Below are 13460 nucleotides of genomic sequence, written 5' to 3'. Positions count from 1 at the left end.
ACAGCTGAGAAAACAAATGAAAAAGATATACGACTATACGGATTCCTGCATCGCGGTTATCGGCATGGCTGCACGGTTTCCGGGAGCAGAAAATATTGACCGGTTCTGGGAGAATCTGCAAGCCGGACGGCAAAGTATGACCACTCTGGATGAAAGCGATCTGGAACAAAGCATACATGCCGCCTACAGCAAAGATCCACAGTATGTACCTAAGTGCAGCGCAATCAACGGATACGAATACTTTGATGCAGACTTTTTCGGTATTTCACCTCATGAAGCAGCAATAACCGACCCACAGCAACGTTTGCTGCTCGAATACGGTTGGAAAGCATTCGAAAATGCAGGGCATGTTCCTGCCGACACTCAGGAAACCATCACCGGAGTCTATGCCAGTTGCAGCATGAGTTCCTATCTGCTCTCAAACCTGTACGGGCACGTCATGGCCGGAAGGCTGGATATGACGGAGGCCCTGCTGGGCAACGACAAGGACTATCCGGCAACACGACTGGCCTACAAACTGGGACTACGCGGCCCCGCCATGACGGTGCAGACCGCCTGCTCCTCTTCCTTGAGCAGTCTGCATGTGGCCTGTCAGTCCCTGCTGGCCGGGGAATGCGATAGGGCGCTGGTTGCATCAGCAACCCTGCTCGGAGAACCGCTGGGCTACATGTATCTGGAAGGCGGCATGCGCTCCCCAGACGGCTGCTGCCGCCCTTATGACGCAGAAGGCAAAGGAACAATATTCGGTTCCGGTGTAGCCACAGTACTCCTCAAGCGTTTGGCTGATGCTCAAGAAGACAACGATCACATTATGGCTGTGATCCGCTCCACTGCAATCAATAACGATGGCAATGACAAGGTCGGATTCACAGCCCCCAGCGTTAATGCACAGGCTGCGGTCATTGCCGAGGCCCTGCATCTTTCAGGAATTGACCCGTGGGACATGGATTTCATTGAAGGACACGGCACAGCCACCCCCATGGGTGACCCCATTGAAGTCGCAGCCCTGCATCAGGCCTATGTGGAAACTGCCCAAAACAGTTCGCCAGCAGGACACTCTATCCTTCTGGGATCGGTCAAAAGCAACATAGGCCATCTGGATGCTACAGCTGGGCTGGCCGGTTTTATCAAGACCGTATTAAGCTTACACCATGGCTATGTCCCGGGCACTGCCAACTTTAAACAGCACAACCCGCTGTTTGGTGCGAGCATGGCCCCCTTCGAAGTTCGCTCAACAAGAACTCCTCTGCCCGAAGAAAGCAATGCAAGACTGGGAAGCGTAAGTGCCTTCGGAGTTGGCGGAACCAATGTTCATGCAGTACTTCAGGGTCCTCCTCAACAACCGGAACCGCAAAATGAGCATAAAGACGCACACCTTTTCCTGCTTTCCGGACATGATACGACCGGACTTTTCAGGACGCAGGAGAATTTAGCTGAGCATCTTGAATTATCAAAAGACGTACCACAGGATATTGCGCACACCCTGCTTCACGGACGCGCAAAACTTCCGGCACGAAGAGCTGTTGTAGCCGCAACAATCGAAGAGGCAAGAGTTGCCCTGTTGAACAAGCTATCCCCACCCCGCTTGGTCGCTCAGGGCGAAAAACGCAAGACTGCTTTTATATTCTCAGGACAGGGATCACAGCACCCGGAGATGGGCAGACGCCTCTACAAAAATGAACCAGAATTTAAAACACTTTTCGACCATACCGCCGCACTCATACAAAAGCACTGCGGCCCAGACCTAAACGCTCTGATGAAAGCCTGCTGGAACAAAGACAAAACAGCCGCTGAGCACATTACCAGCACAGAAGTTACTCAGCCCCTGCTCTTTACTTTGGAATATTCTTTAGCACGTCTGCTCATGAAAAACGGCCTTGAGCCGGAATATCTGCTCGGTCACAGCATAGGTGAATATAGCGCCGCATGTCTGGCTGGAGTCTTTTCCGAAGAAGATGCTGCAAAGCTGGTGGTGGCACGCGGTAAATTAATGCAAATGGCACCCGCAGGAAAAATGCTTGCCCTGACCATAGGTGAAGAAAGCCTTTCCATGCTGCCCTCAGCACTGCGCAACGCAGTGGAGGTTGCAGTGGTAAATACAAGCCAGACCTGCGTTATCTCCGGACATGAACATGACCTGCTGGCCTGCGCCTCAACTCTGAACGAAGCGGGAGAACATGCCACCATGCTCAAAACATCCCATGCCTTCCATTCTTCATTCATGGACGGTGTGCTGGATTCATTCAGAAACGTGCTCCAAACCGTACCCATGCAGGCACCGCAAATACCTGTAGTCAGCAACCTCACCGGGACATGGGCCGGAGAAAAAATGGGGACACCGGAATACTGGGTAAGCCAGTTGCGCAACACAGTACGCTTTTCCGACTGCCTGCAGACTCTGTTCGCACAACCATGCATTGGAGTTGAAATCGGCCCCGGCAAAGTGTTGTGCACATTCGCCAGTCAGGAAATGGAAGCCGAAGGTATAGCTGTCCCTGCTCTGGGAGGACGGGGCGAAGATGAATCAGGTTCAATTCTGGAAATTCTGGGTAAAGTCTGGGTTTCAGGCGGCTCCCCGGATTGGGATAACTGCCCAGCCATAAAAACCGGCAGTAAAATTCCTTTGCCCGGCTATGCCTTTGAACGCCAGAAACACTGGATTGAAAGCATGCACAGTGATGTGATCGCAACACCGCAATTCCTTCCTGCAGAAGACATTCAAAAGGAAGCCCCAGCACAGACTTACGGTGGAATCCGAAAACAACCCAGACCGAACCCAGACAGCTATGTAGCCCCTTCCACCACTCAGGAAATGCTGCTGGCTACGATCTGGGAAGACCTACTGCTAATCGAACCTGTCGGTACTCAGGACAACTTCATCGAATTGGGCGGTAACTCCATGCACGTACTGCGCATGGTGCGTATGGCTGCGGACCACGGCATGACCTTCAGCATCAAGGATGTGTTCAAAGCCAAAACCATCGCCGCCTTGTGCAACATTATAGCCGAGAATCAGGAGCTCTCCGCCCCTGAAGACACAGCCGGGGCAAAACCAAACAGCCAAAAGGACTCTTCGAATTTTGATGAATCCGAAATATCCCAAACCGATCTTGAGGCCATTTTTGCCGCTACAGGAGTATATCAATGACCAAAACCCCAAAAGGCATACAAAAAATATTTGCTCCCACACCCCTCCAGCAGGGAATGCTCTTCCACGCCATACAGGCCCCGGAAAGCTCGGAATATATTCAGCAATACAGCCTGCACGGACAAGGACGCATGGACGCCAGAATCTGCCAAAAAGCATGGGAGGCAATTGTTCAACGGCACCCTGCCCTGCGGACCTCATTCCACTGGGAAGGACTGGAAAAACCATATCAAGTCATTCAAACACAGGTGGAGCTACCATTTACCCATGAATCCATCGCTCACCTGAATGAGACAGCGCAGGATGAACATCTCCGGGATTTCCTGGCAGCGGATAGCAGAAAAGGGTTCCCCCTCTCCAAAGCACCGCTTATCCGCATTGCCCTGCATGAACTCGGCAAGAACCGTTTCAGAATGACACTGACTCTGCATCACATCATTGCCGACGGCTGGTCTATCGGCATTGTCCTGAGCGAATTTATTGCGGTATACGAACAGATTTTACAATATGGAGCAGCAGAACTCCCGGAAGCGCCATCGCTTAAAGAATACGCTGACCACGTAGCCGCCAAACCGAAAGAAGAATCACTTAAATGGTGGGCGGAACAGCTGGAAAACGTATCCCCATGCATGCCGCTGTCAGAACTTCAAAAAAAACGGTCTGTGGATACGGCTGAAACATACGCCGCACAAACTATATCATTATCCGCGCAGGAAACAGAAGCGGTGAGCAACAGCGCAAACCGTGTAGGCGTGACTCTCAATACTCTGTTTCTGGGAGCGTGGTCTCTGGTGCTGGCGCAGTATTGCGGCAAACGAAAGATACTTACCGGCGTCACCGTGGCTTCCCGTCCTGCTGAAGTTCCCGGTATTGAAGAAACTTTCGGTTTACTCCTAAACATACTTCCCCTGCATCTGGACTGCACGGGAGATACAAATATTGAAAAATGGCTCCATTCCATACAGGACTATCTGGCTGAAGCATCTGAACACGACCATCTGCCTCTCAACAGCATCCGCAGCTTATGTGCCAAACCGGATGAACCATTTCTGGAAACTCTGGCAGTATTCGAAAATATGCCCATGGCAGAAGCCGACACCACACATCTCGGATTCACCTTCAATGATGTCAGCAGCTTCGAAAAAACAAGCTATCCCCTGACACTGGTAGGTTTTCCCGGTAAAAAACTACGCCTCAACCTTCAATACAACAAAGACGAATTCGGATCTCCGGCTGTAGCGGAACTGCTTGCAGCCATGCGTCAGGCTCTGCTTTTCCTCACTGAGAATTTTTACGGCACCCTGCTCGACTACTTCACCCTGCATGCCGATTCCAACCAAACAATACAAGGACGGGAAGCTTCATATCCCCTGCTGAATCCATGGGAAAAACTGGTAGCGCTTGCAAAGGAAAAAGGAGGAGATAAAGCACTCATCATACCGGGAGACACAGAACGGATTTCCTACCGGGAGCTTCTGAGAAAAGCACAAAACATTGCCATGGGTCTGCAAGAGAATAACGTCCGGGCAGGTGACCTTGTTGTCCTGCGCATGGATGCAGGACTTGATCTCGTGGCTGCGATGTTCGGTGTCTGGCAATTAGGCGCAGCCTGGACGCCGATGCCGACCTCCTATCCTCCGGGACAGGTGGCTAAACTTGTACAACGGGCTAAAGCCGACTGCATTCTTACCTCCCCGGAACACAGGACTCCCGTAACAGAACTCATCGACCAAAAGTTGAACATAAACACTGTCTATATCGATCAACTTCGAAGTGACTACGCCGGGGTTGATATTCTTCCTGTCCCAAATCTGACCCCGGAGAAGCGGGCATGCATGCTGCATACCTCAGGGTCCACAGGACTCCAAAAAGGAATCACACTTTCATACAGGGCTTTGGGAAACAGACTGCACTGGATGTGGGAAGAGCTTCCATGGCAACCGGGGGAACGGGCCTGCCAGAAGACATCACCAGCCTTTGTAGACTTCCTCTGGGAAACTTTCGGAGCCATTCTACAGGGAGTACCGCTGGTGCTGTCCAGCCCTGACGCCTCCCGTGATCCACAACAACTGTTGGATATTTTGGAGAAACACAAAGTCACCCGGCTAATAGTAGTTCCCTCCTTGCTCAACGCCATACATATCACTGCCAACGATCTTCAAGGACATTTGCCGGACTTGAAATACCTGACCTGTAGCGGCGAACCTTTGGGACCGGAACTGGTAAACAAAACCAGAAAGTCACTCCCCCATGTGCAAATCTTCAACCTCTATGGCTCCACAGAAGTCATGGGTGATGCCACATGGCATGAAGTCTCGACTGATGCAAAAGATGCTGTCCCCATTGGGCAGCCAATTGCCAATACCGCAGCGGTGATCCTTGACGAAAACCGGATACCGGTTCCCAAAGGAAAGGAAGGTGAGTTGTACATCGCAGGCCAGAATCTGGCCTCAGGCTACAACCATAATCCCGAAGCAACCGGCAAAGCGTTCATATGCGCTGAGTTTATGCCCTTCGACTCTCCACACGAAATCTGGTTTGCCACCGGCGACCGGGTCTGGCTGGATAAGGATAATCGTATCCACTTTGCAGGGCGCGCTGACAGCCAATGTAAAATACGCGGAGTACGCATCGAGCCTCTGGAAATACGGGAAGCCCTCATGAGTCACCCTAGTGTGTTGGAAGCTGTTGTTGTTACCCCGGAACACAACAAACAACAACGCATAGCTGCTTATGTCCAGACCGCTGAGTCTGATAAAGATATTCAGGACTCTCTGCGCAAGGATATTCATGAACACCTCAAGAATAACCTTTCCAAGGCCATGCAACCCCACGCAATTATCTTCATTCGTGAATGGCCCACCACACCGTCCGGCAAGATTCATCTTCGGGCACTGCCGGAAGCCTTCACACAAAATTCTGTCGAAGACGGTTTATTTCAGGGAAAACTGGAAACCGAACTGGCCGAAATCTGGAAAAAGACTCTGGGACAAAGCATCCCACATCGCGAAGCCAATTTCTTTGAGCTGGGCGGAGATTCTCTTTCCATCACTCAGCTGGCCTTCAATCTACGCAAGTCACTTAAAAGGTCTGTAGCCATTAAAGACTTATATGCTTATCCGGTTCTCAAAGACATGGCCGAATTCATCGTCTCAGTAGATCAGGGACAGCACAGTCTTCCTGAAATTCCACAAGCAATGGAAGACAGGACACTGGCCGATGATTTGAAACCGAAAAACTTCCCGCCCCCTGTTCCGGCACTCAGTCCCGGACAACATGTACTCGTTACCGGAGCCCCCGGTTTCATAGGGCTTTGGATTCTGGGCACTCTGCTCAAACGGGGGGACCTGCACATCAAATGCATGGAAACCTGCGAAAGCCCGGATGAAGGTATGGCAAGCCTGCAAAACAAACTCAAGGAAGCAGGCTGCTGGAAGGAGTCATACTCTGAAAGATTGTCTGTGATCAGTGCTGCTCTGGATAAACCCAACTTGGGACTCCAACAGAATCAGTGGGACAATCTGGCAAATGAAACGGATATCATCGTTCATAGCGGATTCCATGTTAATCTGGCCCAAAGCTATACGGTACTGCGTCCAAGCAATGTACTGGGAACACGAGAGGTGCTGCGGCTAGCCTGCGAAGGAAGTATCCCGATGCACTACATAGGCAGCACTTCCATTGTCGATTTCGTGACCAGAGCCCACGAAACAAACCCAGTACAGGAAGACGATCCTTTCGCAACCTGCACCGGCATCCAAACCGGATACATCCTAAGCCGCTGGGTAGCAGACCACATGATCCGCCGTGCCGGAGAACGGGGACTGCCTGTAGCCATTTACCGCATGACCACAGTGGGTGGTGATGCTGACAGCCTCTACTGCGACACGGACGAAATTTACTGGCGTCTGGTAAGGGTTTTCACCCAGACTGGACTTATACCGCAAAGCAAAAGGGTAATTGATCTTGTGCCCGTGGATGAAGCCGCCATGGCCGTAGTGACTCTGGCATCACAAAAGGACTCCTATGGTCGAGCCTTTCACATGAACAGCCCGCGAAAGCTGCCTTGGGAAACCATCCACAAATACCTGAGCAACGCAGGCTACAACATCACAATGACAAGCTCCGAAAAATGGGCCGAGCACTTGAGAAATCTTAGTCCTGAAAAAGTGGATGGCAATGTCCGAATCCTGCTGTCCATGATCAATGATGACGGCTATGACGCAAACACATCCCTGACCATGGGCTGCGATGCCACTAATATGACACTGAAACAATTAAACTGCGAAATCAATCCGGTATCCGAAGATCTTTTTCAGGGCTATCTGGACCACATGGTCAAGCAGGGCTGGCTTGAACCGGCACAATAAACAAGACGAGGTACACTATGCAGACTTGCACACACAATACTCCTTCCTGCCTGCCGCATCTTCCTGCCGGACCAGAGAGCATTCCCCGAATGTTCTGCTTTCCCTTTGCCGGAAGCAGTGCGGAATATTACAGACAGTGGCAACCTGAACTAAAAAACAACGTCAGGATATGCCCGGTCGAACTGCCAGGAAGGGCTTCCCGTCATAACGAACCCTTGGCAACAGAAATGGACAAACTCATAGCCGAGTTAACCGATGCACTGCAGCCGTTAACCGATGAGCCATATATCTTTTTCGGACACAGTCTGGGCAGCAGTATTGCTTCCCTGGTTGTCCGGGAATTCCACAAAAGGGGGGCCGCACTGCCAAAACTATTCTTCGCATCAGGACGCTTCCCCATTCACCTCCAGCACGCAAGACGCATCTGCCATACACTTAGCGATGATGGCCTGATCGACGAGATACGCAGACTGGGCGGAACACCGGAAGAAGTGTTGATTGATCCTGCTTTCAAGCAATTCTTCCTGCCTGTCGTCCGAGCAGACTTTCAAGTTCTGGAAACCTACACTCCCCTCCCTCCGGCAGCCCTAGATGTTCCCATAAGAGTTCTCGGCGGAATTGATGACGAGGATTCTCCGGAATGGACAATGGAACACTGGAAGGAGCTCAGTTCATGCCAATGCACCATCCGCATGTTCCCCGGTGGGCACTTTTTCATTGATGAAAACCGTGAAAGCATCTTTGAAGAGATACGGGAACAGATAGACAACACGTTATAATATCAGGAAAGGGAGCAGAATTTATTATGCTCCCTTCCTCTAATCAATGCTGGAAATCGATTCCCCCTAACCTGACCTTACCAACCAAAGTCATAATTGTTTTTAAGAGCGACTCCAGATCCACCGGCTTTGCAAGAAAACCGTCCATCCCGGCTTCCAGAAATTCATCATCACTATTTTCAGTGACATATGCAGTCACGGCAACGATAGGAATGTCTGCATTTTCAACACCCGCCCGGCCCTTCCTTATTTCAGCAGTGGCTTCAATACCGTTCATGAGCGGCATCCTTACATCCATCAGGACCAGATCGTAATCCCGCCTTTGCAATTCCCGTAAAGCTTCAATACCGTTTTCAGCAGTGCCTACCTCGAATCCACCTCTTTTCAGCAACGCCTGCATGGTAATCATATTTATGGTTTCGTCCTCTACCACCAAAATGGAATACCTTGACGAACCGGGAGCAAACAAATCACCCCCTTCCGCAACTTCAACAACAGGGCTGTTATCCTTTTGAAAAGGGATGGAAATGTAAAATGTCGACCCCACCCCCAGTTCGGTGGCAACACAAATATCTCCGCCCATAAGAAACACAAGCTGCTTGACGATTGCCAATCCCAGCCCTGCTCCCTGATACAAACGCTGGAAGTTTTCCTCAGCCTGCGTAAACATATCAAAAAGCTTCACGATATCATCTTCATGCATCCCCATGCCAGTATCGGAAACCATGAACAGGACTCGATGAATATCCAAAATTGTCTCGGGCAGGAGGAACGCACCCACTTTAATGGTACCGCTATCCGTGAATTTCACGGCATTGCCCACCAGATTATTCAAAATCTGCCTGACACGTAAGGAATCACCCAAAAAGGACGACGGAATGGATGAATCCCAAGTTACCTCCAGCTTCAATCCGGCCTGATCACATGTCGGCCCGAACAACTGCCTCAGAGAGTTCAGCACTCGCCGGAGCTCAAAAGGCTGCTCTTTTAGTTTAATTTGACCGGACTCAGCCATGGTCAAATCCAGAATATCACCAAGCAAATCAGTCAGCCTTTTGGCGGATTGGATGGTCAAATCCACATAACCGTCCTGCTTTTCATCAAGGCGGGTTCCCTTGAGCAGCTGATGCATTCCAATTATGCCGTTAAGCGGAGTCCTCAGCTCATGGCTCATGTTTGCCAGAAAAGCGGACTTGGCCATATTTGCAGACTCGGCCCTGACCTTCTGCTCCTTAAGCTCACTGTTTTTGCGCAAAATCTCCTTGTGCATTTTATCAAGACTATGGGCCATCTCGTTGTATGAGTGGGCCAGTTCCATCATTTCTGCCGGGAAATTATCCGTTTCAATGTAAGACTCGCACTCGCCCCTGCCCAGACTGGTGAATGCTTCGCGAAAAATACCCTTGGCTGTGGTGATCAGTTCTTTTACGGAGATTACGGTCAGGCAGATCCAGCCCATGGAATTTATCGTCTGCCAGTGCACCTGATAGGATTCGCTTTCGGAATCAAAAGTGCCATAACCGCTTACGGATTCGAACAGATCCTCCAGTTTAATATTTTCGAAGCACTCATGGATGTCATTGAATTCAGTAAGAGCAACCTCTCCCTTATCCATTTCCGTGATTGAAACGCCCTTGCTTCTTGCAACCAGCGCTCCACTTTTGTCCACAATGCAATTCAACTGGCTTTTGCGGTTTGCAGTCAGTACATCATGACGCACCAGCCCCTCGACCTTAACGTCAATGCTCCACAGTCCGACAAATTCATGCCCGATATAGACCGGAATGGATGCAGCAACGATCAGGCCGCTCCCGGCATAATCGATATGCGGGGCAGACCATCGCACTTCCCTTTCAGGATTTACGTCCGGATTAACCGAAGCAAAAGTATGGTAGGTGGACCAGTCAAAATCGGGCGGAATTGCTTCAATCTGGTCAATGTAGGGAAATTGCAGTGCCGTGTTGGTGACGTCCTGATAGTACATCCAGACCGAACTGGGAATCCTCTCATGCATTGCAGAGAAAATGTCTCCGATATTGTGGAGACAATACAGGTGAAATCTGGCAACCGGGTCATCAATCTTCTCTGGAGGCCATGAAAAACTTACTGCGTCCCCGGCCAGCTTTCCTTTCCTGAAAGCATCCAGCTGGGGAATGCTTAAATAGAATCCGTCACTGCCCACGGCAAATTTATCGTCACTCAGCCATTTATCTATGGCAGCGTCGTTTCTTTCTGTCTCGGTGAAAAGTTTACAGGTCAGCGAATCGAGGAAATACAGAAAATCCTCTACACGTTCCAACTCACAGGATATGACCTGGACAATAGATCTTAGCTGGGTCTGGATATTTTTATATTCCGGCATAAAAACCTCCCCACCTACCACTTGTCACATTATAAGCAAAATACTCTTTCTGAGAGATATTAACAAGAGAGAATGAAAAAAAGATGGTTCAAATGCCTATTTGCCTGTTCGGTCACATCGCTTAAGCTTCCGTAAAAATGAAAAAGGAGGAAATCTCCCTATACAAGAAGTACAATGAGGTTCATGGCGATTAAATCACTTTAAAAAGCACATATCCCTCAACCTGCTTGAGGGATACGTTGCTAATGATTTGATACCGATTTTCCTGTTCCCCGGACTGACTAAAAAATAATTTTCTCAGGAGGGCGGCGTTCAGGAACCGCCTGCTTTTCAATCTTGCATTCATTATATTCTTCACTGACATAAAGGGTGCAATAACAAGCACCATATTCCTTAACATCTTCCTCGCGGTAGACACAGGGACAGATGATGTCCTTATCATTTTTTTGTTCCCCGCTTGCAAGGCGACAAGGGCATGACATGTAACCGTAGCGTTCCTTATTCTTCAGGAGCGATTCCAGAAGCGGCATGGTAGTGTCCATGTCGGAGTTAAAAGAGTACCCCTTGGCCTCTTGGAGTTTCTTCAAAGTCTCATACAGCTTTTTGGCATCCATTATTCTTTCCATTCCTTGGTAAGGACTTCGTCGAGTTCTTTCTTATTATAGCCAACGAGCACAGCATCTTTGATCATAATTACGGGGAAGGACAAAGAAGGATTGTGTTCCTTAAGTTCCTGTATAATTCTCGTTCGATCCTCACCAGTAAGCTCATCGACATAAACGCAGTTATATTTCACGCCACACTCATCAAGGTATCTCTTAGCATTCCTGCAGTGAATGCAGGTCGAAAGAGCATAAACTCTGATATCTTCCATATCAAAAGACTCCTTATCAAATATAGCTTTCTCTTCTTGTGTTGTATCATTTGCTGCCGAAGCAGAGGGCTGCTCCTCATTTTTACCGTCAAAAATGGATTGAAAATAATCTTTGATATATTTGTACACTTATCAGCTCCTATAAAGATTGCTACCCAGCACTATAACTAACCAGTCTTATACAAAAATTCATTATGTACCAACAGAATCCGAACCTATATTTATTGAAATTTAGTTCAGTAAATGCTGAATCTGGAATATCAGTTCTGCAATGAAGATCACAGATACAATAAAATGATAATTGATGTGAGGATAAACCATCCAAACAGTGCTGGCAATGCATTCTGAAATGTCTGGGGATGATCATAAATATTATTCGATATGATCGGAACGAGCGTAGCCATCATCCGGGTTAAAATACGCAGTATATTATTATATAATTCTGGGAATTGAAGGTTATTTTGATTGGTTTGATTTGGGTGCTGGGGGGGGTGGGGAGCAGATGGAGGGGCTATTCTGGTGAAGAATTCTTTGGTGCTTGCAATGTTGCGGTTGCTTCGATTTCTTCGATTGACCGAATCGAATTACGTCAAAGTAAATCACTCTTCACCTATAAGATTTCCCAATACCACCTTAGGAGTGTACAATCTTTTAGGAGTAAATTCTGAATAATCAATATCAAAGCAAGAAGAGCCACTACTTGGACGAATTCTGACCCATTGATCACTAATTTCTTCTTCAGAAAAACAAACAGGAGCACTTGAATCAAAAGGAGTTTCATCAATGGAAAAATCTTCTTTACCAAGTTCACGTATTTTGTACCCATTAGAATATATACGGATGAAACAAACTTTTTCTGCAAGAGATTTATTCAACATAAATATAAATTTAGCATTATCCAAATCACGCACACTGTAACATGGCTTGAACCGTATAAAACTATCCTTGTTATGAGAAATAATCAGTCGTTCAACTTTATTATGTCCAATTGAGGAAGAACTTCCTACTTTAGTATAGTGACATTCTTTGGCTTCACCACCGACTTCTAAATTCTTTTCCCATTGTCCACCAGAAATACCATATTTTATACCAGATGGTTCTTCTTCATCTTTATCCCCATCAACCATCCTACTCGGCTTATCCGATGACCCAAAAAATAGCTGCCAGACATTATTCTTGGGCTCTTTTAAAAACATAGAGCAGAAAAGCCTAAAATGACCAATTTCATCTGCGTCATATACACGATCGAATTCAAATAAAACATTAAAATAACGAAGAGGCTCTTCTGACTCTTGCAAGAATAACATTCTATCCAAAGTCTTTTCAATTTTCTGAAATCCAGTTGAAATTACGGATTGAATTTCATCTCCCCACTGAGCAAAAAAAGAAGATTGCTCTGCCTCAGAGAGAGGAAGATTAAGATATTGAAACCTTATCGCTAACCCAAATGGACTATCCAAAGAAAGTCGCAATCTTTCACGATCAAAAATCTCACAATGTTTGAGATTGGTAGCCAAGCCAACTTCTGCTAGTTTGTTTTTTTCGCCAAGAGTCAAGTTAACATTTGTCATGAAAACAAATACTTCTAAATCATTCTTGGCTTTGAGAGCACTTTCAAGGTCGCTACAAAACTTATCTTTTATCTTTTTCTTCTGTTCATCTGAGTCATTCGCATGATTCACAAAACCCACTGCACCAAATGCAACCTGTTCGCCAGTAAAGATGGCTTGAATATCTCTTCCTCCATCAGGTCCACCATGCGGATGCCTAGGGTTTACTTCCGAAAAACGTTTATCGGTTGCTAGAATAGCCCTGCACATACGCTCTCGACTGAGCTGATTTGAATCCAAAAAAGCTTTCAATCTCTCATCTGTTTGATACGGCTGCACACTATACTCCAATGATATAATTCAAATCGTTGCGTAAT

7 protein-coding genes are annotated in these 13460 nt (G+C 48.0%); 3 read left to right on the top strand and 4 right to left on the bottom strand.

Annotated features, from left to right (window positions below; translation table 11 throughout):
* Positions 1 to 16 precede the first annotated feature (16 nt).
* Genes ACO05Z_RS06545 through ACO05Z_RS06535 form a run of 3 tightly spaced genes read left to right on the top strand, consistent with a single transcriptional unit; the run spans position 17 to position 8297 of the window.
* The gene (locus ACO05Z_RS06545; protein ID WP_421901353.1) at positions 17 to 3148 is read left to right on the top strand and encodes a beta-ketoacyl synthase N-terminal-like domain-containing protein; all 3132 of its coding nucleotides are present in this window, start codon (positions 17 to 19) and stop codon (positions 3146 to 3148) included.
* A complete protein-coding gene (locus tag ACO05Z_RS06540) occupies positions 3145 to 7518 on the top strand; it encodes a thioester reductase domain-containing protein (RefSeq protein WP_421901352.1) in 4374 nt (1457 codons plus the stop codon). Before ACO05Z_RS06545 ends, ACO05Z_RS06540 begins: the two co-directional genes overlap by 4 nt.
* Positions 7519 to 7535: 17 nt before the next feature.
* The gene (locus ACO05Z_RS06535; protein WP_421901350.1) at positions 7536 to 8297 is read left to right on the top strand and encodes a thioesterase II family protein; all 762 of its coding nucleotides are present in this window, start codon (positions 7536 to 7538) and stop codon (positions 8295 to 8297) included.
* Positions 8298 to 8340: 43 nt separating this feature from the next.
* Here ACO05Z_RS06535 and ACO05Z_RS06530 read toward each other — a convergent pair whose 3' ends face one another.
* The 4 genes from ACO05Z_RS06530 to ACO05Z_RS06515 form a co-directional block, all read right to left on the bottom strand.
* Positions 8341 to 10659, bottom strand: a complete 2319-nt coding sequence (locus ACO05Z_RS06530) for a response regulator (protein WP_421901349.1) — start codon at positions 10657 to 10659, stop codon at positions 8341 to 8343.
* Between the two features lie 281 nt (positions 10660 to 10940).
* Positions 10941 to 11273, bottom strand: a complete 333-nt coding sequence (locus ACO05Z_RS06525; RefSeq protein ID WP_421901348.1) for a ferredoxin-thioredoxin reductase catalytic domain-containing protein — start codon at positions 11271 to 11273, stop codon at positions 10941 to 10943.
* Complete coding sequence (locus ACO05Z_RS06520) at positions 11273 to 11662, bottom strand: glutaredoxin family protein (protein ID WP_421901346.1); 390 nt, start codon at positions 11660 to 11662, stop codon at positions 11273 to 11275. The genes ACO05Z_RS06525 and ACO05Z_RS06520 overlap by 1 nt, the downstream gene beginning before the upstream one ends.
* Before the next feature lie 470 nt (positions 11663 to 12132).
* Positions 12133 to 13422, bottom strand: a complete 1290-nt coding sequence (locus tag ACO05Z_RS06515) for a hypothetical protein (protein WP_421901345.1) — start codon at positions 13420 to 13422, stop codon at positions 12133 to 12135.
* Positions 13423 to 13460 lie beyond the last annotated feature (38 nt).

The organism is Maridesulfovibrio sp. (assembly GCF_965230075.1).
In the GTDB taxonomy this organism is placed as follows: Bacteria; Desulfobacterota; Desulfovibrionia; order Desulfovibrionales; family Desulfovibrionaceae; genus Maridesulfovibrio.
Note: the sequence above shows the minus strand (reverse complement) of the source record. Positions and strands in the feature narration are given on the sequence as shown.